The 24,086-nt window shown below is 45.2% G+C and carries 23 protein-coding genes and 1 pseudogene; 20 read left to right on the top strand and 4 right to left on the bottom strand.

What is annotated here, in order from left to right; genetic code table 11:
- The first annotated feature begins 108 nt into the window (after positions 1-108).
- Both bfmR and bfmS read left to right on the top strand, forming a co-directional pair.
- The gene (gene bfmR, locus FTV08_RS01820; RefSeq protein ID WP_004280782.1) at positions 109-825 is read left to right on the top strand and encodes a response regulator transcription factor BfmR; all 717 of its coding nucleotides are present in this window, start codon (positions 109-111) and stop codon (positions 823-825) included.
- A gap of 42 nt (positions 826-867) precedes the next feature.
- Positions 868-2,541 (top strand): sensor histidine kinase BfmS, encoded by a 1,674-nt coding sequence (gene bfmS / locus FTV08_RS01815; RefSeq protein WP_005104083.1) that lies wholly within the window; start codon positions 868-870, stop codon positions 2,539-2,541.
- A 67-nt stretch (positions 2,542-2,608) separates the two neighbouring features.
- On the opposite strand, the gene FTV08_RS01810 is transcribed toward bfmS, so the two are convergent.
- Complete coding sequence (locus FTV08_RS01810) at positions 2,609-2,965, bottom strand: hypothetical protein (protein WP_180086403.1); 357 nt, start codon at positions 2,963-2,965, stop codon at positions 2,609-2,611.
- Positions 2,966-3,537: 572 nt separating this feature from the next.
- Between FTV08_RS01810 and FTV08_RS01805 the strand changes: the two genes are divergently transcribed.
- The 17 genes from FTV08_RS01805 (at position 3,538) to FTV08_RS01725 (ending at position 21,227) form a co-directional block, all read left to right on the top strand.
- Positions 3,538-4,083 (top strand): NADH-quinone oxidoreductase subunit A, encoded by a 546-nt coding sequence (locus FTV08_RS01805; RefSeq protein ID WP_180086401.1) that lies wholly within the window; start codon positions 3,538-3,540, stop codon positions 4,081-4,083.
- A gap of 6 nt (positions 4,084-4,089) precedes the next feature.
- Positions 4,090-4,770: an NADH-quinone oxidoreductase subunit B family protein gene (locus FTV08_RS01800; protein ID WP_180086399.1), complete on the top strand. Its 681-nt coding sequence runs from the start codon at positions 4,090-4,092 to the stop codon at positions 4,768-4,770.
- A 91-nt stretch (positions 4,771-4,861) separates the two neighbouring features.
- Positions 4,862-6,649, top strand: coding sequence for an NADH-quinone oxidoreductase subunit C/D (nuoC, locus tag FTV08_RS01795; RefSeq protein ID WP_004732074.1), 1,788 nt, complete (start codon positions 4,862-4,864; stop codon positions 6,647-6,649).
- A 14-nt stretch (positions 6,650-6,663) separates the two neighbouring features.
- Positions 6,664-7,173, top strand: coding sequence for an NADH-quinone oxidoreductase subunit NuoE (nuoE, locus tag FTV08_RS01790; protein ID WP_004280775.1), 510 nt, complete (start codon positions 6,664-6,666; stop codon positions 7,171-7,173).
- Positions 7,170-8,501, top strand: a complete 1,332-nt coding sequence (gene nuoF / locus FTV08_RS01785; protein ID WP_005106202.1) for an NADH-quinone oxidoreductase subunit NuoF — start codon at positions 7,170-7,172, stop codon at positions 8,499-8,501. Before nuoE ends, nuoF begins: the two co-directional genes overlap by 4 nt.
- 11 nt (positions 8,502-8,512) lie before the next feature.
- Positions 8,513-11,191, top strand: a complete 2,679-nt coding sequence (gene nuoG, locus FTV08_RS01780; protein WP_180086397.1) for an NADH-quinone oxidoreductase subunit NuoG — start codon at positions 8,513-8,515, stop codon at positions 11,189-11,191.
- 3 nt (positions 11,192-11,194) lie between these two features.
- Positions 11,195-12,211, top strand: coding sequence for an NADH-quinone oxidoreductase subunit NuoH (gene nuoH, locus FTV08_RS01775; protein WP_004280772.1), 1,017 nt, complete (start codon positions 11,195-11,197; stop codon positions 12,209-12,211).
- An 18-nt stretch (positions 12,212-12,229) separates the two neighbouring features.
- Positions 12,230-12,772, top strand: a complete 543-nt coding sequence (nuoI, locus tag FTV08_RS01770; RefSeq protein ID WP_004280771.1) for an NADH-quinone oxidoreductase subunit NuoI — start codon at positions 12,230-12,232, stop codon at positions 12,770-12,772.
- A complete protein-coding gene (nuoJ, locus tag FTV08_RS01765; protein WP_171248511.1) occupies positions 12,772-13,290 on the top strand; it encodes an NADH-quinone oxidoreductase subunit J in 519 nt (172 codons plus the stop codon). The genes nuoI and nuoJ overlap by 1 nt, the downstream gene beginning before the upstream one ends.
- Positions 13,290-13,598 (top strand): NADH-quinone oxidoreductase subunit NuoK, encoded by a 309-nt coding sequence (nuoK, locus tag FTV08_RS01760; protein WP_004280769.1) that lies wholly within the window; start codon positions 13,290-13,292, stop codon positions 13,596-13,598. The genes nuoJ and nuoK overlap by 1 nt, the downstream gene beginning before the upstream one ends.
- Positions 13,595-15,490 (top strand): NADH-quinone oxidoreductase subunit L, encoded by a 1,896-nt coding sequence (nuoL, locus tag FTV08_RS01755; RefSeq protein ID WP_180086395.1) that lies wholly within the window; start codon positions 13,595-13,597, stop codon positions 15,488-15,490. The genes nuoK and nuoL overlap by 4 nt, the downstream gene beginning before the upstream one ends.
- A gap of 1 nt (position 15,491) precedes the next feature.
- Positions 15,492-17,105: an NADH-quinone oxidoreductase subunit M gene (gene nuoM / locus FTV08_RS01750; protein WP_180086393.1), complete on the top strand. Its 1,614-nt coding sequence runs from the start codon at positions 15,492-15,494 to the stop codon at positions 17,103-17,105.
- A 3-nt stretch (positions 17,106-17,108) separates the two neighbouring features.
- Positions 17,109-18,653 (top strand): NADH-quinone oxidoreductase subunit NuoN, encoded by a 1,545-nt coding sequence (gene nuoN / locus FTV08_RS01745; protein WP_180086391.1) that lies wholly within the window; start codon positions 17,109-17,111, stop codon positions 18,651-18,653.
- A gap of 123 nt (positions 18,654-18,776) precedes the next feature.
- Positions 18,777-19,412: a uracil phosphoribosyltransferase gene (upp, locus tag FTV08_RS01740; RefSeq protein WP_180086389.1), complete on the top strand. Its 636-nt coding sequence runs from the start codon at positions 18,777-18,779 to the stop codon at positions 19,410-19,412.
- Positions 19,413-19,496: 84 nt separating this feature from the next.
- On the top strand, positions 19,497-19,790 hold the full coding sequence (locus FTV08_RS01735; RefSeq protein ID WP_004732065.1) for a cold shock domain-containing protein: 294 nt from the start codon (positions 19,497-19,499) through the stop codon (positions 19,788-19,790).
- 192 nt (positions 19,791-19,982) lie between these two features.
- Positions 19,983-20,342: a hypothetical protein gene (locus tag FTV08_RS01730; protein ID WP_180086387.1), complete on the top strand. Its 360-nt coding sequence runs from the start codon at positions 19,983-19,985 to the stop codon at positions 20,340-20,342.
- 162 nt (positions 20,343-20,504) lie between these two features.
- A complete protein-coding gene (locus FTV08_RS01725; RefSeq protein ID WP_180086385.1) occupies positions 20,505-21,227 on the top strand; it encodes a cold shock domain-containing protein in 723 nt (240 codons plus the stop codon).
- 39 nt (positions 21,228-21,266) lie between these two features.
- Here the strand turns inward: FTV08_RS01725 and gigC are convergent, their stop codons facing one another.
- The gene (gene gigC / locus FTV08_RS01720; RefSeq protein WP_004280761.1) at positions 21,267-22,145 is read right to left on the bottom strand and encodes a LysR family transcriptional regulator GigC; all 879 of its coding nucleotides are present in this window, start codon (positions 22,143-22,145) and stop codon (positions 21,267-21,269) included.
- Positions 22,146-22,231: 86 nt separating this feature from the next.
- On the opposite strand from gigC, the gene FTV08_RS01715 reads away from it, so the two are divergent.
- Positions 22,232-22,993, top strand: coding sequence for a ferredoxin--NADP reductase (locus FTV08_RS01715; protein WP_004732056.1), 762 nt, complete (start codon positions 22,232-22,234; stop codon positions 22,991-22,993).
- Positions 22,994-23,167: 174 nt separating this feature from the next.
- Here FTV08_RS01715 and FTV08_RS01710 read toward each other — a convergent pair.
- Together FTV08_RS01710 and FTV08_RS01705 are read right to left on the bottom strand one after the other, a co-directional pair.
- Positions 23,168-23,531, bottom strand: a pseudogene (locus FTV08_RS01710) (transposase domain-containing protein); the annotation flags it as partial.
- A gap of 109 nt (positions 23,532-23,640) precedes the next feature.
- Positions 23,641-24,063, bottom strand: a complete 423-nt coding sequence (locus tag FTV08_RS01705; protein WP_180086381.1) for a hypothetical protein — start codon at positions 24,061-24,063, stop codon at positions 23,641-23,643.
- Positions 24,064-24,086 lie beyond the last annotated feature (23 nt).

Genomic DNA, 24,086 nt, shown 5'->3' with positions numbered 1-24,086 from the left:
CTTGTTTACAATGTAAACGTGTGTATATTGCAAGCATATTAAAAACGTATCTATTGGATTTCAAAAGGATACGCCTATAGCGTAGATCCACCAAATAAGGGGCAATACATGAGCCAAGAAGAAAAGTTACCCAAGATTTTAATTGTTGAAGATGACGAGCGTCTTGCTCGTTTAACGCAAGAATACCTCATCCGTAACGGACTTGAGGTGGGGGTAGAGCCGGATGGTAACCGTGCCATTCGTCGGATTATTGCCGAGCAGCCAGATATGGTGGTGCTGGATGTAATGTTACCAGGTGCTGATGGCTTGACCATTTGCCGTGAAGTGCGTCCACATTATCATCAGCCGATTTTGATGTTGACTGCGCGTACTGAAGACATGGATCAGGTTTTAGGTCTGGAAATGGGTGCAGATGACTATGTCGCTAAGCCTGTTCAGCCACGTGTATTGCTGGCACGTATTCGTGCATTATTGCGCCGTACTGATAAGGTACCTGAAGATGAAGTGGCACAGCGCATCGAATTTGATGATCTGGTCATCGACAACGGCGGTCGTTCAGTGACCTTAAATGGCGATCTGGTTGATTTTACCAGTGCAGAATATGACCTGTTATGGTTGCTTGCATCGAATGCTGGCCGTATTCTCTCTCGCGAAGATATTTTCGAGCGTTTACGTGGTATCGAATATGATGGCCAAGACCGTTCAATCGATGTGCGTATTTCTCGTATCCGTCCAAAAATCGGTGACGATCCAGAAAATCCGAAGCGTATTAAAACAGTACGTAGTAAGGGTTATCTTTTTGTTAAAGAGACCAATGGTCTTTAAGCAAATGTGGTTTGTTGCTTGAACAAGCAGGATAAATTATAGGTGTTTAAACACAGTATATTTTTGCGTATATACGCAGGACTCGTCATTCTTGTCGTCTTGGTGGCGGTGTTCGGCTATTTGTTGGTACAGATTATCAACTATCAGCGTGCGCAAGAATATCGCGAATCCCTGACTGATGGTATGGCATATATCATCAGTGAGGGGGTTGCACGCCAGCCAAATCTCCAGCAAAAAATGGATTGGGTTTCTGATGCCTCCGATTTGCTGGAATTGCCCATTCACTATGTAGAAGCCAGCAAGGTCGACATTACCCGTGCTGAAGGGCGCCGTATTGCCGAACGAAAAGCGGTGGTGCGTTGGGACGCTGAATCGGGTATTGCCTATATTGTAGTTGGGCTGCGTGATGACCCGGGTCATTACCTTTATATTAAGGCCGACAGTATTACTGAGCGCCAGATGAAGGCCTTACCAGTCTTTATCCTGGATTATCTGGTCTACTATCCAGGTCAGGAAAAAGAATACCTGGCTCGTATTCAGGATTATTTTTCTTATCCGGTTTCCATCGAAAACGTCCAGAATCTACCTTTAGACTCCGAGCAAATCGGACGTCTGCGTCTGGACCATAGCATCATTTTATACCGCGATAATGCCTCTATTCGTGGCACCACGATTTCAATTATTTCACCGATTCCTGGTTCGACTTCGCAAGTATTGGTCATGGGGCCGGTACCCTTGTTTAACTGGATGCCATTCCAGTTGGCGACCGGTATTACCTTATTAAGCCTTTTTGTGTTGAGTCTGGGTGTTTATGGTCTTCTGGTTCCGATGCAGCGTAAGTTGCGTGAAGTCAGCTATGCCTTAAACAAAATGAAATCGGGTAATATGTCATTGCGTCTTCCTGTGGAAGGCAGTGACGAGATGTCTACACTGGCGTCTAGCTATAACAATATGTCAGATCATATCCAGCGTTTGATCGAAGCGCAGCGTGAGTTGATGCGTGCGGTGTCGCATGAGTTGCGTACACCGGTGGCACGAATCCGCTTTGGTGTGGAAATGATGGCGGATGAAGATGACTACGATTATCGTCTGCAACAGGTGGAACAGATTGATAAAGATATTGAAGCGCTGAATACCTTGATTGATGAGATCATGACCTATGCCAAACTGGAACAGGGCATGCCGTCGATTGAGTTTGAGCAAATCGATCTGTATGACGTACTGAATCAGGTGGCACAAGAAACTGAAGCGCTGAAAACCCAGAAAATCATCGAATTACATCCAATGCCTGTTGCGGTCACAGTAGAGGCGGAGCGTCGTTATCTGCATCGTGTAATTCAGAATCTGGTCGGCAATGCTGTACGTTATTGCGATAATAAAATCTTGATTAGCGGCGGTCTGGATCAGGATGGTCAGGCCTATGTTTGCGTTGAAGATGACGGGCCGGGGATTCCAGAAATAGATCGTGCCCGCATTTTTGAAGCCTTTGCCCGACTGGATGATAGCCGTACCCGTGCGTCGGGTGGTTATGGTTTAGGTTTGTCGATTGTCAGCCGGATTGCGTACTGGTTTGGTGGCACGATTCAGGTGGATCAAAGTCCGACGCTGGGTGGTGCGCGTTTTACGATGACCTGGCCGGCACAACGTTATGTCAAGAAGAGTAAGCGCAAAATGCTGGAAAAAAAGCCAGAGGAAGCGAGTGATCATTTAGCTTGATATTGTGTAAATGATTTTGGTCATAAAAAAACGATGCATCAGCATCGTTTTTTATTGGGAGTGATTTTTACTCCTGAATGGTCGCATCCGGTTCAATCAGTGATTTGCCATCTTTTAAGCTTTGGATGGCATCAGGATTAAAGTCGATCAGCAGTTTGATGTTTTTCGCATCGACATGATAGTGCTGAATCAGTTTTTGATCGCCTGATAAGGTTTCTACTTTATATTCATCAGCAATATTCATAATGCCATCCAGATTGATGCTGGAAGATGCATGATCCTCTTGAAAAAGGGCATGGATGTCGCGTAAGTCAAAAGTTGCCTGATGAGCGTCAGGGTGTTTCTGGAGGTAATTTTCTAGATGTCGAACCAGTAATTGAGCAAATAAAAAATAATTTGGCTTGTGGGAAAAACGTAGAGACATGCAGAGACTCCTTATTGTTGCTTTATTAATGTCATTATGTGGCTTGGAAATAGAAATAACATATTCTGAATCAGCCCGTTGAGCATGTTGCAAAAAGACACAATTGCGAATCTAAGATTACGAAGTGCTTGTAATGGGTGAATCAAGCTATAAATTTAAAAAATCACATTAAATATCAATTTAAATCAATAAGTTTGAAAGAAGTGGTAGTTATTAAAATAAGTTTTTATCTGACTTAACTTGGATTTGAAATTGAAACAGACTATACCTGAAAGGGTGGGTGAGGAGAACAACTCATCGATCAATCTAATTCCTCTTAACTCCATTTATAGAAAAATTAATAGATAATTAAAATTTAATTCGGGAAAGCGATTAAAGCGAATTCTGGATGATTAAAGTCAAATTAAATACTGAAATGCCTAAAAAATCATCCGAAAGACTAAGGCTTATAAACTAGCAAGTGAAATCATAAATCAGGTACAATTGGCGGGATTAATTTTGTGTTTGGTGTATTTGAAGGCCAATACATACATTCTTTGTTAACAAATAGGCCTGCCAGGAGTTATCCCCGCATGAGTGCTATTACTCCATACGAATGGGCAATTATTGCCTTCGTGATCGGCGTTACATTTTTATGCGTCTTTATGCTGACAGTCCCATTACTCCTCGGGGGTAAATCATGGGGTCGTGCCAAGCAGGAGCAGTTTGAGTCAGGTGTAGTTAGCGCAGGTGGAGCTCGTATCCGCTTGTCTGCAAAATTCTATTTAGTTGCAATCTTCTTCGTCGTGTTTGATTTGGAAGCACTTTATCTATATGCATGGGCAGTTTCTGTTCGTGAAGTAGGTTGGATTGGTTTTGCAACTGCAGCTATCTTTATTTTAGTTTTACTTGTTGGTTTGATTTACGAATTATCGACAGGCGCACTCAATTGGGCACCTTCAGACAGACGTAAGGCAGCAGGAATTAAAGCTAAGATTGGTTCGCCAAATATGGATCTTGCAGAAATTACGCGCTTCAACTCGGTTGAAGAATTGGTGATGGATCCAACGGGTCAAATCCCGGCTCAATCATCTGGTTTTGTGAAAAAGTCACAAACTCAATTATCTGATAAGGAGTAAGACGGGATGAAATATACATTAACCCGTGCGAATCCGAATGCTGACCAATATCCACTTCAGGAACGTATTGTTGTAGAAGATCCGTTGCTAGAAGAAGAAGTGAATAAAAATGTATTCATGACTCGCTTAGAGGATGTGGTACATACAGCAGTCAACTGGGGTCGTAAAAACTCAGTTTGGCCATTTAACTTTGGTACATCTTGCTGCTACGTAGAATATGCAACGACCTTGACCGGCGTGCATGACTTGTCACGTTTTGGTGCCGAGGTTATCCGTGCTTCACCGCGTCAGGCGGACTTAATGATTGTAGCGGGTACTTGCTTCGTAAAAATGGCGCCAGTAATTCAGCGTCTGTACGAACAGATGCTTGAACCAAAATGGGTCATTTCAATGGGTGCATGTGCCAACTCAGGTGGTATGTACGATATTTATTCAGTCGTACAAGGTGTGGATAAAATCATCCCGGTCGATGTGTATATTCCAGGTTGCCCACCACGTCCTGAAGCTTTGATTCAGGCATTGATGCTGTTGCAAGACCAGATTCAACTAGAGCGTCGTCCGCTTTCTGCGGTGATCGGTGATGATCTTAAGCCAGTGTATAAGCCAAAGATGATGCCGGAACGTGACCGTAAGAAAGACCAGCGTGTTGCTGTGAAGACCTTACGCTCTATGGATGAAATTAAATAATTTAAACGACAGGTTGTTTTGTTGTGCACCCGCTATGGGTGTAATTGTCGTTTAGATTGACTGAATTTGTATTAAATAGGAAGCCAAGCCAATGGCTGAAACTGACATTGCTATGCCAGAATCAACGCCTGTTGATTCACGCCCAGCATTTGCCATTATTGAAGAACTCAAAACCAAATTTGGTGAGAACTTCTTTGTGCAAACGACTTTCGAGGACTTCCCGACAGTCTGGGTTGAGCGCGCACGTGTACAAGAAGTTTTAATGTTCTTGCGTACAGTGTCACGTCCTTACGTGATGTTGTTCGACTTGTCAGCGGTAGATGAGCGTCTGCGTACGCACCGCGACGGTTTACCTGCGTCTGACTTCACAGTGTTCTATCACTTGTTGTCGCTCGAGCGTAATACTGACATTCGTATTAAAGTTGCCTTAGCAGAAAGCGATTTGAATCTTCCGACGGCAACCAATATTTGGCCAAATGCCAACTGGTACGAACGTGAAGCTTACGATATGTTCGGGATCAATTTCGAAGGGCATCCAATGCTCCGTCGTATCTTGTTGCCAACCTATTGGGAAGGTCATCCGCTACGTAAAGAATATTCTGCACGTGCGACTGAATATACGCCGTATTTGCAAGATAAAGCCAAACAGGACTACGAACAGGAACATCTTCGCTTCGTCCCTGAAGATTGGGGTATGAAGCGCGGCAATGCCGATGAAGACTTCATGTTCCTGAACTTGGGTCCGAACCATCCATCTGCGCACGGTGCGTTCCGTGTGATCTTGCAGCTGGACGGTGAAGAAGTGAAAGACTGTGTACCTGATATCGGTTATCACCACCGTGGTGTGGAAAAGATGGCTGAACGTCAAACCTGGCATTCATTCATTCCGTATACAGACCGTGTCGACTACCTCGGTGGTTGTGCGCAAAACATGCCTTACGTGCTTGGCGTAGAGCAAATGGCGGGTATTACTGTACCTGACCGTGCGCAATGTATCCGCGTGATGATGTCTGAACTGTTCCGTATCAATAACCACTTGCTGTTCATTGGTACTGCGATTCAGGATGCCGGCGGTATGACGCCAGTCTTCTACATGTTTGCTGACCGTCAGAAAATCTATGACGCAATTGAAGCGATCACCGGTTACCGTATGCATCCGGCATGGTTCCGTATCGGTGGTACCGCACACGACCTTCCAAACAACTGGCAGCACCTGATCCGTGAAATCCTGGATTGGATGCCGAAACGTTTGAAGGAATACCATACTGCAGCGCTAAAAAACTCGGTGTTTGTGGGTCGTACCCGTAATGTTGCGCAATACGATGCAAAATCTGCATTGGCTTGGGGTGTAACAGGTACAGGTCTACGCGCTACAGGTATCGACTTTGACGTACGTAAATACCGCCCATATAGCGGTTATGAAAATTATGACTTCGAAGTGCCGGTTGAGTACGAAGGCGATGCCTATGCACGTGTCATCGTTCACTACCGTGAAATCGAAGAATCACTGAAAATTATCAAACAATGTTTAGATAATATGCCGTCTGGTGCGTATAAAGCAGACCATCCACTGGCTGTTCCACCACCAAAAGACAAGACATTACAAGATATTGAAACCTTGATTACGCACTTCCTGAGTGTATCTTGGGGTCCTGTAATGCCGGCGGGTGAAGCATCTGTGATGGCGGAAGTGGTGAAAGGCGCGTCGAACTACTACTTGACTTCAGACAAGTCAACCATGAGTTACCGTACCCGTATTCGTACACCAACCTTCACGCATTTACAGCAAATGCCTTCTGTGATTAACGGCAGCTTAATGTCTGACTTAATCATTTATTTAGCGACCATTGACGTCGTAATGGCTGACGTGGATCGCTAAGGGGTAAACGCATTATGATGATTTTGACTGATAAAAAGCCACGTGTGAATGTTGAAGGAATTTTGACTGCGGACGAAATTCACGATATCGAACATCACATGGGGCACTACCCATACCCACGTGCAGCGTGTCTAGATGCGCTGAAGTGTGTACAACGCCGTAATGGCTGGGTAGATGATGCGCAAATGAATGCCATCGCACAAATGCTGAGCATGAGCGTTGCAGACCTTGAAGGTGTGGCAACGTTCTATAACCGTATTTACCGTCAGCCGGTCGGTCGTCACGTAATTTTATTATGTGATTCGATTGCGTGTTTCTTGATGGGTGCGGAAACTTTGGCAGAAGCATTCCAGCGCGAATTAGGAATCCAGTTTGGTCAAACGACTGCAGATGGTCGTTTCACTTTGCTGCCAATTTGCTGTCTGGGCAACTGTGACAAAGGTCCAACCTTAATGATTGATGAAGACACGCACGGTCTGGTTGAAGTGACTTCGGTGAAACAGCTGTTGGAGAAGTATGTATGAATACTGAACCAAAACCAATTTATGGCGACGGTAACCCGGAAACGCATCCATTAACATGGCGTTTAAGCAAACAAGCCAACGTACGTAATGCAGATGATTACGAAGCGCTGGAAGGTTATGCAGGCTTTAAAAAAGCACTGAGCATGTCGCCTAAAGATGTATTGGAAGTGGTTAAGGCAGCGACTGTAAAAGGTCGTGGTGGTGCAGGCTTCCCGGCAGGTATCAAATGGTCTTTGATGGCGCCAAACGACAACTCAGGTCCACGTTACCTGATTTGTAATGCCGATGAGATGGAACCAGGTACCTTTAAAGACCGTTTGTTGATGGAAGATCTTCCGCATCAATTGATCGAAGGCATGCTGATTGCAGGCTATACGCTTGAAGCAACACACGGTTATATCTTTATCCGTGGCGAGTACATTGAAGCTGCTCAGTACTTAAATGAAGCACTTGAGCAAGTTCGTGCCAAAGGTTACTTAGGGGATAACATCCTTGGTACAGGCTGGAACTTCGAGTTACACGTGCATACCGGTGCGGGTCGTTATATCTGCGGTGAAGAAACTGCATTGATTAACTCGCTAGAAGGTCGCCGTGCCAACCCGCGTACTAAACCGCCATTCCCGCAAGTTGCAGGTGCTTGGGGTCGTCCTACGATTGTCAACAACGTAGAGACCTACAACAACTTACCAGCCATCATGCTGCGTGGTCCTGAATGGTATATCAACTTGTCTGCGGGTAAGTCGAAAGATCCAGGCACCAAGATTTATGGTGCATCAGGTAAGGTGAAATTCCCGGGTCTATGGGAGCTTCCATTTGGTACGACAGCACGTGAAGTGATTGAAGACCATGCGGGTGGTATGCGTGACGGCTTAAAACTGAAAGCATGGTTACCGGGTGGTGCATCGACTGACTTCCTGGCTGCTGAGCATATTGATCTTCCTATGGATGCGGAAAGCATCATGAAGGCAGGTTCGCGTTTAGGGACTTGCTTACTGATGGTGGTAGATGAAACCCAATGTATGGTTTCAGCGACACGTAACCTCGAAGAATTCTTTGCACGCGAATCATGTGGTTTCTGTACGCCTTGCCGTGATGGCTTACCTTGGGCTGTGAAAGCGCTGAAAGCACTGGAAGATGGCACAGGTAAGAAAGAAGATATCGATCACTTACAAGAACTGACTCGTAAGCTTTGGATTGGTAAAACTTTCTGTGCCCACGCACCGGGTGCAATGGAGCCGCTTATGGGCGCACTCAAATATTTCCGTGGCGAATTTGAAGCGAAGGTTGTGAATGCCGCCGCTCAAACCAGCAACGTAGAACAAGCTTAAGGAATTCGACTATGGCTACAATTCATGTCGATGGCAAATCGTATGAAGTCAACGGCTCGGAAAACTTGCTACAAGCATGTTTGAGTCTTGGCATTGATATCCCATACTTTTGTTGGCATCCATCCTTAGGTTCTGTCGGTTCTTGCCGTCAATGTGCCGTGACCCAGTACGCGAATCCAGAAGATACGCGTGGCCGTTTGGTCATGTCATGTATGACGCCAGCATCTGACAATACCTACATCTCGATTGAAGACAAAGAAGCCAAAGATTTCCGTGCTTCGATTGTTGAATTCTTGATGACCAACCATCCGCACGACTGTCCAGTCTGTGAAGAAGGGGGTCACTGTCATTTACAAGATATGACTGTAATGACGCAGCATGACCGTCGTCGCTACCGTTTCACGAAGCGTACCCATTACAACCAGGAGCTTGGCTCATTCATTTCTCACGAAATGAACCGTTGTATCGCGTGTTACCGTTGTGTGCGTTATTACAAAGACTACGCAGGTGGTACGGACTTCGGCGTGTATGCCAATGCATCACGTGTGTACTTCGGTCGTCCGGAATCAGGCACTTTAGAGTCTGAATTCTCGGGTAACCTGACTGAAGTATGTCCAACAGGTGTATTCACCGACAAAACGCATTCGGCTCGCTACAACCGTAAATGGGACATGCAGTATGCGCCAAGCGTATGCCAAGGCTGTTCTTCAGGTTGTAACATCTCTCCGGGTGAACGTTATGGCGAACTTCGCCGCGTAGAAAACCGTTATAACGGTGAAGTAAACCAATACTTCCTATGCGACAAAGGCCGTTTCGGTACAGGTTATGTGAACCGTGAAGACCGTCCGCGTCAACCACAATTCCGTCAAGGTGCAACTGTTGAAACTGTTTCAGTGGATGCAGCACTAGATACGGTCATTGCAAATATCCAAGGCAAAAAAGTATTGGGTATTGGTTCACCGCGTGCATCACTTGAATCAAACTTCGCACTTCGTGAGTTGGTGGGTCAAGAGAACTTCTCAACAGGTCTATCTCAAAAAGAGCAAAACCTGGTTGAGTTGGCAGCTTCTATCATGCAAACCGAGGGTGTTTACAACCCGAACATGCGTGAAATTGAAAGCTATGATGCAGTGCTAATCTTAGGTGAAGACTTAACCCAAACTGCGCCTCGTATGGCTTTATCTGTTCGCCAGGCTGCGAAAAATAAAGGCAAAGAGATGGCGGCAGAGCGCCGTACGCAAGAATGGTTGGCTGAGCCGGTACAACGTATTGCCCAAGATGCAAAATCTCCGATTTACATCCTGGCTGCGACACAAACCCGTTTGTCTGATGTTGCTGAAGGCGAAGTGGTTGCTTCTCCAAACGATATCGCGCGTTTAGGTTTTGCGGTTGCTGCAGCAGTTGCGGGTGAAACGATTCTTGGTTTAGATGACGATGCCAAAGCATTTGCACAAACCATTGCGGACACTTTAAAAGCTGCGAAGAAACCACTGATTATCTCGGGTACAAGCTTGCAAGATCCTGCCATTATGGAAGCTGCTGCACAAGTTGCACAGAATCTGGGTAATGCAGGTCTGACTTTGACGGTTCCTGAAGTGAACTCGATGGGTATGGCAATCTTTGGTGGTCAAAGCCTAGAGCAAGCATTTGCACAAGATTACGACACTGTGATTGTGGTTGAAAACGACCTTTACCGTCGTCTTCCTGCTGCACAGGTCGATGCTGCACTTGCAGGTAAAGATGTGATCGTACTGGATCACTCTGAAACTGCAACAGTGAAAAAAGCCGACATCGTACTTTCTGCTGCATCGTTTGCTGAAGGTGATGGTACTGTCGTTTCTCAAGAAGGCCGTGCACAACGTTTCTACCAAGTGTATGACCCAAGCTACTACAATCCTGAATTGGCGATCAAGGAATCTTGGCGCTGGTTACACGCTCTGGAAACAGGCGTAAAAGGCAAAGCGATTTCTTGGACTTTACTGGATGATGTGATCGAGTCAGTGGCGAAAAACGTTCCTGCGCTTGAAGGCATTCTGGATGTTGCACCTGATGCGGGCTTCCGTGTTCATGGTTTGAAAGTGGCACGTGAACCACGTCGTTACTCAGGTCGTACTTCAATGCGTTCGCCATTGTCTGTACATGAGCCGAAACAGCCTACAGATAAAGACTCCGCATTAACATTCTCGATGGAAGGTTATGTCGGAGACCAGACGCCATCTCCACTGGTTCCATTTGCATGGTCTGCAGGCTGGAACTCGCCACAAGCTTGGAACAAGTTCCAGGAAACTGTGGGTGGTTCACTGAAAGGTGGTGATTCAGGCGTTCGTTTATTCGACCGTTTGGCAAAACGTCCGGCACGTACATTCGTTGCACCGGCACCTGTTCTGGTCAATGCTGAAAGCTTCCGTCTAGTACCGATGCACCATATTTTTGGTTCAGGTGAATTTACCATCAAAACACCAGCGATGGAAACACGTATTCCTGAAGCGGTATTTGCAGTGGGTGAGCAGGATGCAGCGCGCCTGAATGTTCAAGATGGTCAGACAATCACGGTGAAAGCAGGTGAAACGTCAATCGTTCTTCCAGTTCAAGTGATTGAATATTTACCGACAGGTTATATTGGCTACCCAATCGGTCTGGCACCGACGGTATCTCTTGCAGAGCCTGTTTCAGTCGCGGTAGGAGTGTAATTCATGGAACAAGAATTAATCCGTCAAACGCCGCTGTGGGCTGAAAACTGGCCAATTGCCTATTCAGTCATTCAAGCGATTGTGATCTTGCTGGTTGTAGTACTGATCGCTGCGTTGATGTCTTTTATTGAACGTCGTTTACTCGGCTTGTGGCAAGACCGTTACGGTCCGAACCGTGTTGGTCCGGGCGGTATGTTCCAGATTGTTGCCGACATGCTGAAAATCATGTTCAAGGAAGACTGGACACCAAAATTTGCTGACAAATTGACGTTCCGTATGGCGCCAGCAGTTGCGATGGCAACTGCGGTGCTATCGTTCATGGTTATTCCTGTATCACCTTATTTAGGTGTAGCAGACATGAACATCGGCCTGTTGTTCTTTATGGCAATGGCGGGTATTGCAGTTTATGCAGTCCTGTTCGGTGGCTGGTCATCAAACAACAAATATGCCTTACTGGGCGGTTTACGTTCTGCAGCTCAAACCATTTCGTATGAAGTGTTCTTGGGTATCTCGTTGATGGGTGTGGTGGCAATTGCCGGTTCATTCAACATGCGTGAAATCGTTGAAGCGCAAAAAGATGTCTGGTTTGTGATTCCTCAGTTCCTAGGTTTCTTGATCTTCGTGGTTGCAGGTGTGGCGGTAACGCATCGTCACCCATTTGACCAACCAGAAGCAGAACAGGAACTGGCAGAAGGTTACCATGTTGAATACGGCGGTATGAAGTGGGGGATGTTCTTCGTTGCGGAATACGTCAACGTGGTACTGATCTCTGCATTGATCGTGACGTTATTCTTCGGTGGCTGGCTTGCGCCATTCAACCTTGATATTCCGTTCCTTCCAGCAGCATTCTGGTTCATTATCAAAACAGCATTCTTTGTAATGATGTTTGTACTGGCGCGTGGTTCATTAATGCGTCCACGTTATGACCAGGTGATGAACTTTGGTTGGAAAATTTGCTTGCCATTGGCGTTGGTTAACCTTTTGGTAACTGGTGCTGTGATTCTGATGAATCAGGCCTAAGACAGCAGGGAGAACAAAATGTTTAAATTTCTAGCTGGATTCGGGTCAATCGTTCGTTCGTTGTGGATGGTGTTCAGCCACGCAACACGTAAACGTGACACCATTTTATATCCGGAAGTGCCGGCCGAAGAAATCGTGCCACCACGCTTCCGTGGTCGTATCGTATTGACGCGCGACCCTGATGGCGAAGAACGCTGTGTGGCATGTAACCTGTGTGCGGTTGCCTGTCCGGTAGGCTGTATTTCACTACAAAAAGCAGAACGTGAAGATGGTCGCTGGTATCCGGAATTTTTCCGTATCAACTTCTCGCGTTGTATTTTCTGCGGTATGTGTGAAGAAGCGTGTCCAACCACTGCGATTCAGATGACCCCGGACTTCGAGCTTGGCGAATATGTTCGTCAGGACTTGGTCTATGAAAAAGAACACCTGCTGATTTCTGGTCCTGGTAAATATCCTGACTATAACTTCTACCGTGTCACCGGTATGGCAGTTGCAGGCAAGGACAAAGGTCAAGCACAGCGTGAAAGTGCACCTGTTGATGTACGGAGTCTATTACCATGATGTGGCCATTTTATTTAATGGCCCTCGTGGCCATTGTCTCTACGGTTCGCGTGGTGACTAACGCGAATCCGGTACATGCTTTATTAAGCCTGATCGTGTCATTGCTTGCAGTCGCAGGCATGTTCCTGATCGTCGGTGCGCCATTCGCTGGTGCGCTGGAAGTGATCGTTTATGCGGGCGCGATCATGGTGTTGTTCGTGTTCGTGGTAATGATGCTGAACCTGGGTGAGCAGACCGTTGAACAAGAACGTAAATGGTTGACTTCATCGGCTTGGGCTTATCCGGCGTTGATGAGCTTCCTGATCGGTTTGGTGCTGGTATGGGTATTAAACTCTGATTACACACAAGCTTCACTGGTAATGGGTACAGAAATGGTGGGCCCGAAAGCAGTGGGTCAAGCACTCTTTACGCAATACTTGTTGTTGGTTGAAGTTGCCGCGATGTTATTGCTTGCTGCCTTGGTAGCTGCATTCCATTTGGGTAAACGTGAACCAGATGCAGAAGAGGAAACAGAATAATGGGCAACATCCCTTTAGAGCATGGTTTGATCGTTGCATCTATTCTCTTTGCACTGGGTTTTTACGGTGTAATGGTGCGACGCAACCTACTATTTATTTTAATGAGCCTTGAAATCATGATGAACGCTGCTGCTTTAGCGTTCGTCCTGGCGGGCAGTGCATGGGCACAGCCAGATGGTCAGATCATGTTTATCCTGATCCTGACGCTTGCTGCGGCAGAGGCTTGTATTGGTCTTGCGATCGTCCTTCAGTTCTATCATCGCTTCCATCACCTGGATGTGGATGCTGCTAGTGAGATGCGCGGATGAGTTATTTATATCTAACAATTTTATTTCCGCTCATTGGTTTTGTCCTGTTAGCGGCGGGGCGCAACAAGCTTCCGGAATCTGTTGCAGCGATGATTGGTGTGGGTGCAGTCGGTTTATCTGCACTGTTCGCACTGATTGCAGGTATGGACTTTGTGAATAATGGTTCAACTGCAGTAGTACAACATCTTTGGACTTGGTTCAGTGTTGGCAGTTTTGCTCCGGGCATCAGCTTGCAGCTGGATGGCTTGTCTTTATTGATGCTGGGTATGGTCACTGGTGTGGGTTTCTTAATTCACATCTTTGCATCATGGTATATGCGCGGTGAAGAAGACTTTGCACGTTTCTTCTCTTACTTCAACCTGTTCGTTGCCAGCATGTTATTGCTGGTATTGGGTGACAACCTGGCGTTGTTATTCTTGGGTTGGGAAGGCGTAGGTCTGTGTTCATACCTGTTGATCGGTTATTACTACCAGAACCCTGCAAACGGTCTGGCGGCAATCAAGGCATTTACTGTGACCCGTATCGGTGACGTATTTTTGCTGATTGCCATGTTCCTGATCTTCCAGCAATTCGGTACCTTGAACATTCAGTACATCGTTGAAAATGCAGCGACTGTAATGACACAAAGTTCATCTCTGACCATCTGGACAGCATTGCTCTTGTTCTTGGGTGCGGCGGGTAAATCTGCACAGATCCCGTTACAAACATGGTTAGCCGATGCGATGGCAGGTCCAACACCTGTTTCTGCATTGATCCATGCTGCAACGATGGTAACCGCAGGTGTTTACCTGTGCTGCCGTCTGTTCGCAGTCTTTGAACTTGCACCAGAAGTGATGGTATTTATTTCGATCACAGGTGCGGTGACCTTACTGGTTGCTGGTTTTGCTGCACTGGTTCAAACCGATATCAAACGTATTCTGGCTTACTCAACTATGAGTCAGTTGGGTTATATGTTTATGGCGGTGGGTGCTGAAGCATATCAGGCAGGTCTGTTCCATATGCTGACTCACGCATTCTTCAAGGCACTCTTGTTCTTGTCGTCTGGTGCAGTGATTCTGGCTTATCATCACGAACAAAACATCTTCAAGATGGGCGGTCTGTTCTACAAGAACAAATTCCTGTTTGCATGTTTCGCGATTGGTGGCGGTGCATTGGCAGCGATTCCATTCCTGACGATTGGTTTCTTCTCAAAAGATGCGATTCTTGCTGCAGTCTGGACGCAAAGTCATATTGCTGGTTTACCAGTGTATAACACGCTGTACTGGGTCGGTGTTGCAGGTGCATTCTTAACGTCTATTTATACATTCCGCTTAATTTGGGTTGTATTCTTCGGCAAAGAAAACACGCCTTATCATGAAATCAAAGGTGCAACTTACTGGGCGCCACTGGCGATTCTTGCTGTACTTTCAACAGGTCTGGCGATCGTACTAAAAGCACCGGTAATGAGTATTCTGGATGCTGCACAAATTCCAGCCTTCATTATTCCTGAAGCGCTTGAAGCAGGTGCACATGGTGCTGAATACATCGCAATTGCTGTTGCTTTGACAGGTCTTGCAGTGGGTGTCGTGCTGTTTGCTTTTGCTTACAATGCAGTCAAACGTTTTGCAGCCACTTCTGTAGGGGCTGGCTTGGTCAATATCTGCCGTAATGCATTAGGTTTCGATACGCTGTATGACCTCATTTTCGTGAAGCCATATTTAATGTTCGCGAAGATCTTTGGTCGTGATCCTATTGATGGCCTATGGCTGGTACTTCCTGCACTTGTTAAAGGTGGTCACAGCTTTACAAGTTCACGTCAAACCGGTTCACTGCGTGAATATGCATCTAGTATGGGGCTCGGTGTCGTTGTCCTACTGATGATCTTGATCGTGATTCAGGTCGTGGGGAAATAAAATGGAAGCTCCAAACAATATTATTTTGCCGGCTCTGATCCTCATTCCGTTCATTGCAGGTTTCATATGCTGGTTGGTCGATAAACTCGACCAACACTTGCCGCGTTATATCGCGCTGATCGGTATGCTGGTGACCTTGGTCTTGACCATCGTCCTTTGGCAGACTGGTACTTACAACTATGAATTAGGCGGTGCTACACCTTCGTGGGCTGCCGAATTCAAATTGCCTTGGATTCAAACCCTGGGCATTAACATTCACTTGGCAGTGGATGGTTTATCACTTCTTATGGTTGGCTTGACTGCACTCCTGGGTGTATTGGCAGTAGGCTGTTCATGGGGCGAGATTCAAAAGAACGTTGGTTTCTTCCACTTGAACCTTTTATGGTCTTTAGGTGGTGTCATCGGTGTGTTTCTGGCGATTGACTTATTCCTGTTCTTCTTCTTCTGGGAGATGATGCTGGTGCCGATCTACTTCCTGATTGCCCTTTGGGGTCATAAAGGGGCAGAGGGCAAGTCACGTGTTTATGCAGCTAACAAGTTCTTCATTTACACGCAGGTTGCCGGTTTGGTGATGCTGATTGGTATCCTTGGTCTGGTGACTGTGGGCTATACCATGACTGGCGAAATCCGTTTCGACTACAACTATCTATTAGGTGTGGCGAATACGCTTGACGCTCAGGCGCCAGCGGTGGCTTATGCATTCATGATCTGTTTATTCATCGGTTTTGCGGTAAAACTTCCAGTTTTCCCATTACACGGCTGGTTACCAGATGCGCATGCGCAAGCACCAACAGCGGGTTCTGTCGATCTTGCAGGTATCTTGATTAAGACTGCGGCGTACGGTTTATTACGTTTCGTGATTCCGTTCTTCCCGGCAGCGTCTGCACAGTTTGCAGACTTCGCAATCATTCTTGGTTTAATCGGTATTTTCTACGGTGCTTGGTGTGCTTTCCAGCAAACCGACATGAAACGCCTGTTGGCTTATACCTCTATTTCACACATGGGCTTCGTTTTACTTGCGATCTACGCAGGTAACATCCTGACCTTCCAAGGTCTGATGATCATGATGTTGGCACATGGTATTTCATCTGCTGCACTGTTCATTATGTGTGGTCAGGTATATGAGCGTGTGCATACGCGTGATATGCGTTTGATGGGTGGTATGCGTGGTCAATTCCCGTATCTTGCATTCTTCCTGATGTTCTTCGTTGCGGCGTTGGTTGGTATTCCAGGTCTAGGTAACTTCATTGGTGAGTTCCTGATCCTGATGGGTGCTTATGCGCAATTCCCGGCGTTTACCATTCTTGCGGCAATCAGCTTGGTATTTGCGGGTTTGTACGGTTTGATCCTGATTCACAAAGCCCTGTTTGGTGTACCAAATGAAGCACAACAGCAGCACTATACAAATCCATTAAAAGATCTAAATGCACGTGAAATCGCATTATTGTTGATCTGTGCGTTTGGTCTACTTTGGCTTGGTCTATATCCACAAAGCTTCCTTGACGTTTCTAACTCAAGCATGGCGTGGTTAGCGAATAGCTACATTCCAGTTCAAGAAGTGGTTGAAGTTGCTGATCAAGTAACGACTCAACTTGAAAATGTGGAGATCCAATAAGCCATGAACTTCACAATGTCTTTTTCTGAGCTTATGCCTCTAGCACCTGTGATGATCGTGTCGTTAACTGCGATCGTCGTGATGTTGCTGACCGCAATTAAGCGTAACCATAACCTGGTGGCTACTACCACGGTGATTGGTTTAAACCTTGCTGCGTTCTATATCATTTTCGTTTTGTTGGCAGGCGTGTTTGCACCTGCCAACGTGATGAATCTGTTCATCGTAGATCCATTTACGATGCTGTACCAGTTTGTGATCCTGATTGCTGCACTTGCATGTGCAACGCTATCTCACGCGTATATCGAAACCTATAAAGATAACCGTGAAGAGTTATATATCCTGATGCTGACATCCGTTGCGGGTGCCATGCTAATGGTGGCTAGCTCACACTATGCATCATTCTTTATCAGCCTTGAGTTGATGTCGATTCCTGTATATGGCTTGTTGGCATATACACATCAACGTTCTCAATCGCTTGAAGCGGGTGTGAAATATCTAGTGCTTTCAGCAACTGCGTCTGCAATGCTGTTAATGGGTATGGCATATATTTATGCATATACAGGTACTTTAAGTTTCGTTGCTGAACCAGGCAAACTGTTTACCGTATTCAGTCAACCGGCTGTCGTGATTGGTCTGGCTTTAATTGTATTTGCAGTAGCATTTAAATTATCGCTGGCACCATTCCACAAATGGACACCAGATGTATACGCTGGTGCCCCAGCCCCAGTCGCGACTTTCCTTGCGACTGTTGCGAAAGTAGCCATGATTGGTCTGTTTGTTCGTTATGCTTTGTCTTCAGGTTTAATCCTGGCAGACAGCTTCGTAACGATCATTTCAATCATTGCAGTTCTGTCTATCCTTGCAGGTAACCTGCTGGCGGTTCGCCAAGTGAACTTGAAACGTATCCTGGCATACTCTTCAATTGCACACTTCGGTTATTTGCTGGTTGCCATCGTCAGTTCACGTAATACGGATTTCTTACAAGTTCAAGGTTTCGCGACTTTTGAAAGTGTAAACGTCTACGTGATTACTTATGTATTAACCACGATCGGTGCGTTCGGTGTTGTTACGCTAATGTCTAGTCCGTATAACAATACGGATGAAGCGGGTAGTCTGGCTGAATACCGTGGTCTGTTCTGGCGCCGTCCAGTATTGACTGCTGTATTGACAGTGATGATGCTGTCTCTTGCAGGTATTCCTTTAACTGCCGGCTTTATCGGTAAGTTCCTGGTGATTAAAACTGCAGTTGCAGGCGAAGCCTGGTTCCTGACTGCCATGGTCATCCTGGGTTCTGGTATCGGTCTGTACTACTACCTACGTGTGATGGTTGTGCTTTACATGACACCACCTGAAACACCACGTCTAGATGCGGTGAATCATTGGGGTCAAAAAGTCGGTGGTATCATGGTACTTCTTGCTGCGCTTGCGGTACTTGTGATTGGTGTCTACCCAGATCCGATGATTGCAGTATCTAAATATGCATTCTTTGCCATGTCACCTGAATTGCAACAGTTCATTTTCACTTTGGTTCAAAGTGGTTTTAACTAATATCTGCAAAGATTGACGTTATTACAAAAAAGCCTCCATGATTGGGGGCTTTTTTATTTATACAAATCAATAAAAGCCTTTATAATAGCGGAAATTTATCTTTAACCTTTTAGGTGTTCTCCCGTGGCAATCCATGAAATCCGTCATCCACTCATTCGACATAAGCTTGGTTTACTCCGTCGTGCAGATATCAGTACCAAGAATTTCCGTGAGTTAGCTCAAGAAGTGACCATGCTTCTAACTTATGAAGCAACTAAAGACCTGCCAATGGTTGAACATGACATTGATGGCTGGAATGGTGCTGTTACAGTTGACCGTATCGCGGGTAAAAAAATCACGGTTGTGCCAATTTTACGTGCCGGTATTGGAATGCTTGACGGTTTCCTGAACCTGATTCCAAGTGCAAAAGTATCGGTACTTGGTTTAGAGCGTGATGAAGAAACTCTGGAAGCACGTACCTATTATAAAAAACTGGTTCCAGATGTACAAAACCGTATCGCGATGATCATTGATCCAATGTTGGCGACAGGTTCTTCTTTAGTGGCTGCAATTGATGTACTGAAAGTCAGCGGCTGTAAAGACATTCGTGTGATGGTTCTGGTTGCTGCACCAGAAGGCATTAAGCGCGTAGAAGCTACGCATCCGGATGTCGTGATTTTTACGGCTTCTATCGATAATGGCTTAAATGAAAATGGTTATATCGTTCCAGGTCTTGGCGATGCTGGCGATAAAATCTTTGGTTCAGTTCAAAAAGACTAATTTTTGAATATGATGAAAAAAGGGGCTACTACAGCCTCTTTTTTATATAATGTAGACAGGGCATTTTCAGGATAGGACAATAGCATGAAAGATGAATTGTATCAGGGCAAAATCAAACAGTATGACCCTGCCAAAGGTTTCGGTTTTATTGGCTGCGCTGAGGGAGATGTATTCTTCCATATTTCAGACTTCCCTGCGGCAGAAGGCGAGCCAAAACGTAATGAACGCGTAAAATTTAATGTTGTTGAAAATGGCGATAAGTACAAAGCGATTAAGATTGAACGTGTCGAAGACAACTCAAAGAAAGCTAAAAAAACCAAAGTGGCGACACACAATAAATCAATTACATCGGCATTGTTAAATAACTTCCGTGGTTAATGGATAATCTTCATACTTAAATCGTGTTTAGTCACATTTAAAAAGAGGCTTTCGAGCCTCTTTTTTATAGTGCCACCGTTTAGATATTCAAAGAGACAGACAGCACATAAAAAATCCACCAAACAGCAACAATGCTGAACATTTCCGTTGGCTTAGAATACAAATTAAATGAATTCTATAGAGAAAAGTGTCATGTTTACGGATGGAAAAATTAAAACTTACGATTCCGAACGTGGTATGGGTACTTTGGAGTTGATAGGAGAAGCTCAAGATTTAAGTTTCGAGTTACAGGATTTACCTTCGCCTGAAATTGAACCACAAATTGGAGAGCGGCTTAAATTTAGAATCATTCCCCAACAAGGCAGCATGAAATTAGACAACATGGTACGTCTGGATATTAAAGTGCAGGATGAATTTGTGCCAGAAGTCGTCGCCTTGCAATCCTTGGCACCCACAGTCGGTGTTCCTGTACGTAATTCACTTTTCTTTAGTCCGACCCTATGGCTGGCATTGGCATCAGCTGTTGGTTTTATGATTTTTGGCGAAGTATAAATAAAAACAGAAATTTTATTTTTTTACTTTTAACTAGGGATCTATTCTTCCGCCATAAGATGCACTTCTAGTTTTTATGTTTCTACTTTAGAGAATTTTACAAAAGATTTTCAGTCTCTTTTTGATTACAATCATAAAAAATATTAAAGATAAGAGCGAATTATGTTTCAAGAGGGGAAAATCAAAACCTATAACGAAGATCGTGGTTTTGGTTTTATTCAGATCGAAGGGCAATCCAAAGATTTATTTTTCCATGTCAAAGACCTTCCCAATAAAAATATTCCGCCAAAAATGGGGGAAAAATTAAAGTTTTTGATTGTGGAAGATAATGGAAAGTTTAAGGCAAACCATATTATTCGCTTGGATATTAAGCAAGAAGTTCCTGTTACACAAAACAATGATCTACATGGAGATACTGAAACCAGAGCTTCTCTACGTTATGAAAAGAAAAAATCATCAACTACATCAAAAATAATCACAATATCAGGACTGGTGATTATGGTGATTCTTGCTGTTCTTGTTTATAACAAATACCAAAGCTACCAAGTTCAAAAACAGCAAAAGCTGGAAGGACTGATGGTAGAGCAGCAACGAATTGTCGCTGAACAGCGAGCAGCGCAAGGTGATCTACCTATGCAAGGATTATCTGAGCAGGGCAGGAAGAACCTGGAAAATCAAGGCACTGAGTTAAGAAGCCAAAGTAACCCAGTTAATTCGAAAACTTCAGAAACGACTTCGCCATCTGTATCTCAATTTAAATGCGATGGTCGAGAACACTGTAGTCAGATGGGTTCTTATGAGGAAGCATTATTTTTCATTCGTAACTGTCCAAATACTAAAATGGATGGTGACGGTGATGGGATACCATGTGAAAGTCAGTTTTGATGAATCCTAAAAAAAGCACCTGAAGGTGCTTCTAATATTTTAGCTTTCACAAAAATTCATAAAGGCTCTCAGACCTGGACCCTGATATTTCTGGCGATGTACCAGCATGAACAGCGGACGAGTCAGCGACCAGAATGGTGTATCCAGAATTACCAGTTGACCTTTTTCACGTAAAGGCTCAATCGCAAGTTTGGAAATGCAGGACATACCAATTCCGCCCGCTACAATTTTTAAAATCGCTTCATTATGACCGAGTGTTAGACGGATATTGGCATCTGGTACATCTTTCAAGATGGCATTGTCAAACACCTCACGGGTACCTGAACCTTCTTCACGCAAAATCCATTCTACAGATTTGAAATCTTCAGCGGTTAGTTCACGGTTCAATTGCGCAAGAGGGTGGTCTGGCGCACAGCACACAGCCAGCTCATCATCACGCCAATGGATACATTGGAGCTGTGGCAAATGACATGAACCTTCAATTAAGGCAAGATCCAGCTGGAACTGATTCACCGCTTCAATCATTTGACGGGTATTACCGACTTGAAGCTGTAAATGTGCTTGCGGCTTGATTTTCAAGAAATCGGCCATTAGGTCAGGAATCAGGTAATCTGAAATCGTCAGGGTTGCACCTAAACGTAAATCGATACTTTGAAGCTCACCTTTAGCGACTTGTTCAAAAGATTCACAACGACCTAAAATTTCCAGGGCTTGAGGGAGAAGAAAGCGCCCCAGGTCATTCAGCTGTAAACGTTTGCCTAGACGGTCAAATAGTGGAGCACCCAGACCATCTTCCAGATCTGCTAAAGCCATACTAGCCGCACTTTGTGTAAGCTTGACGGCATCGCTAGCCTTCGTTACGGTACCCTCTTGTGCCACTGCTACAAAAACAGCCAATTGGCGTAAAGTCATGCGCATGAGTAGAGCCTTAACATTTAAAAAAATATTAATAAATTATGTTGCCATGCTACCATGAGCATAGTCTTTCATGCCACGTTGAAATCATGTCAATTGAAAAATTTACCCGAGAAAAAGTTTTATCTGTACACCGTTGGACCAATACATTATTTAGTTTTACGATGACACGCCCGGCACATTTCAAATTTACGGCAGGGCAGTTTGCGCGTATTGGTTTACAAGTGGGGGATGAACTGGTGGTTCGTGCCTATTCGGTAGTGTCATCTCCTTTTGATGAAACTCTGGAGTTTTTCTCGATTGTCGTTCCAGAAGGTAAATTTACTTCCAATTTACAGCACCTCAAAGTCGGGGATGTGCTGCATCTGGAAAAAATTCCTTATGGTTATCTGACTCTGGCACGTTATCAATTGCCTTTGCCTAAAGACTTGTGGTTACTGGGTACCGGCACGGGGCTGGCACCGTTTATTTGTATGTTGCAAGACTTTGAAACCTGGAGAAAATACGAAAAAATCAATCTGGTTTATAGTGTGCGCACCCGGGCAGAACTCGCTTATGTAGACCGGATTCAGGAAATCGCCGAGACCTTTGGTGAAGGACATACCGGTTTTAAGTTTATCCCGATTATTACCCGTGAGCCTGATGCACCTTTGCACGACCGTTTACCGATTTTGATTGCCAATGGTGAGCTGGAAAAGGCAGCAGGTATCGCGTTTAATCCGGAAACGACGCATGTCATGCTTTGTGGTAACCCGGATATGGTCGATGATACCAAAGAAGCTTTAAAAGCCCGTGGCCTGACCATGAACCGCCGTGGTGAAGGCAATATTGCAGTCGAGAATTACTGGTAAGGCTGAAGGATTTATGAGCAAAACCCCCTGCTTGAAGGCAATGCGGTTCCTTTAACAGGAGCGGCATTGTGATCTAAGGGATAACGGTTTTTTAACATTTTGACTCTCCGAAGCCTTGTAGGCCTCTCTAAAACAAACTACCTATCCCTGTCTAAGTTCCGACAGCCCAGCCGGATAATGCTCTTGTCCCCAGTGCTGATCGGTCTGGTGAAATAGCCACTCCACAGAATCTGCACCAAGATGTTTTACGTGTATTGGTTAGACTAATGCGCGTCAGCAAGTCATAAGAGGCTAACCACTGAGTGCAAATATTGAGTCTTCTTGCTGCTTCATGGATGAGGACATCACGGAAAATCGCCATTCCAAGAACCAGCCAAAGTACTTGATCCGCAGGCAAGCACCGCCTGCGAATAGTCGCGGGACTGCTCAACCTGAGTGTGGACTTGACCCACTCAACGGGGATATTGTGAATAAAAGTACTCAGATTCGAGAGCTTAAACAGATTGTTAAGATCTAAAATATCCTGCTGAAATACCATAAAAAAATCCGATGCCAAACCTGACATCGGATTCTCTAATGAATTCCAAAATGATTCAAATGCTTAAGTAAACAGCATTGCCCATTGTGGAGGTTTTTTCGATTCAAGCTTAATGCACAAACATATCCATTGATTCACGGATTTCCTGAATGGCGGTTTCGACATCGGGACTGAGCCAGGTCGGTTCAAAAAATCCGGCATAGTGCTCAATACGGTCTGCAGGCACCACCAGGCGCACTGGACAGTCTTCTTCCAGTAAGCGCCATGGAATAATCGGCACTTCATTATCCAGCCATGCCGTTACATCTCGAATATCGATAATCATCGCATTGATACAGTCCGGAAAAGGCATCACGGAAAATTCTTCGGTACGACGACGGAAATATTCCAGATCCTGCCAGCGAAGCAGGAAGCTTGGCTTACTAAATTCAATAATTCCAATCAGATGCTGATCGCGGCTGTAGTGCAGCATGCATTGATGTGTGACGTCAGTATCAAGATCAAGCGATACACTTTGTTGACGATACGCCATATAACTCGGGTGTATAAATGAGA

Source organism: Acinetobacter sp. YH12226 (assembly GCF_013417805.1).
GTDB lineage: Bacteria > Pseudomonadota > Gammaproteobacteria > Pseudomonadales > Moraxellaceae > Acinetobacter.
Note: the sequence above shows the minus strand (reverse complement) of the source record. Positions and strands in the feature narration are given on the sequence as shown.

Bases quoted from the DNA above. Each gene is read 5' to 3' on its own strand.
- nuoF (WP_005106202.1), top strand. From the start codon at position 7,170: ATGAATACTGAACCAAAACCAATTTATGGCGACGGTAACCCGGAAACG.
- nuoK (WP_004280769.1), top strand. From the start codon at position 13,290: ATGGGCAACATCCCTTTAGAGCATGGTTTGATCGTTGCATCTATTCTC.
- nuoM (WP_180086393.1), top strand. From the start codon at position 15,492: ATGGAAGCTCCAAACAATATTATTTTGCCGGCTCTGATCCTCATTCCG.
- FTV08_RS01800 (WP_180086399.1), top strand. From the start codon at position 4,090: ATGAAATATACATTAACCCGTGCGAATCCGAATGCTGACCAATATCCA.
- FTV08_RS01715 (WP_004732056.1), top strand. From the start codon at position 22,232: ATGTCAATTGAAAAATTTACCCGAGAAAAAGTTTTATCTGTACACCGT.
- FTV08_RS01805 (WP_180086401.1), top strand. From the start codon at position 3,538: ATGAGTGCTATTACTCCATACGAATGGGCAATTATTGCCTTCGTGATC.
- nuoC (WP_004732074.1), top strand. From the start codon at position 4,862: ATGGCTGAAACTGACATTGCTATGCCAGAATCAACGCCTGTTGATTCA.
- FTV08_RS01810 (WP_180086403.1), bottom strand. From the start codon at position 2,965: ATGTCTCTACGTTTTTCCCACAAGCCAAATTATTTTTTATTTGCTCAA.
- nuoJ (WP_171248511.1), top strand. From the start codon at position 12,772: ATGTGGCCATTTTATTTAATGGCCCTCGTGGCCATTGTCTCTACGGTT.
- nuoI (WP_004280771.1), top strand. From the start codon at position 12,230: ATGTTTAAATTTCTAGCTGGATTCGGGTCAATCGTTCGTTCGTTGTGG.
- nuoE (WP_004280775.1), top strand. From the start codon at position 6,664: ATGATGATTTTGACTGATAAAAAGCCACGTGTGAATGTTGAAGGAATT.
- nuoN (WP_180086391.1), top strand. From the start codon at position 17,109: ATGAACTTCACAATGTCTTTTTCTGAGCTTATGCCTCTAGCACCTGTG.
- FTV08_RS01705 (WP_180086381.1), bottom strand. From the start codon at position 24,063: ATGGCGTATCGTCAACAAAGTGTATCGCTTGATCTTGATACTGACGTC.
- nuoH (WP_004280772.1), top strand. From the start codon at position 11,195: ATGGAACAAGAATTAATCCGTCAAACGCCGCTGTGGGCTGAAAACTGG.
- FTV08_RS01730 (WP_180086387.1), top strand. From the start codon at position 19,983: ATGTTTACGGATGGAAAAATTAAAACTTACGATTCCGAACGTGGTATG.
- nuoL (WP_180086395.1), top strand. From the start codon at position 13,595: ATGAGTTATTTATATCTAACAATTTTATTTCCGCTCATTGGTTTTGTC.
- bfmR (WP_004280782.1), top strand. From the start codon at position 109: ATGAGCCAAGAAGAAAAGTTACCCAAGATTTTAATTGTTGAAGATGAC.
- nuoG (WP_180086397.1), top strand. From the start codon at position 8,513: ATGGCTACAATTCATGTCGATGGCAAATCGTATGAAGTCAACGGCTCG.
- FTV08_RS01725 (WP_180086385.1), top strand. From the start codon at position 20,505: ATGTTTCAAGAGGGGAAAATCAAAACCTATAACGAAGATCGTGGTTTT.
- gigC (WP_004280761.1), bottom strand. From the start codon at position 22,145: ATGCGCATGACTTTACGCCAATTGGCTGTTTTTGTAGCAGTGGCACAA.
- FTV08_RS01735 (WP_004732065.1), top strand. From the start codon at position 19,497: ATGAAAGATGAATTGTATCAGGGCAAAATCAAACAGTATGACCCTGCC.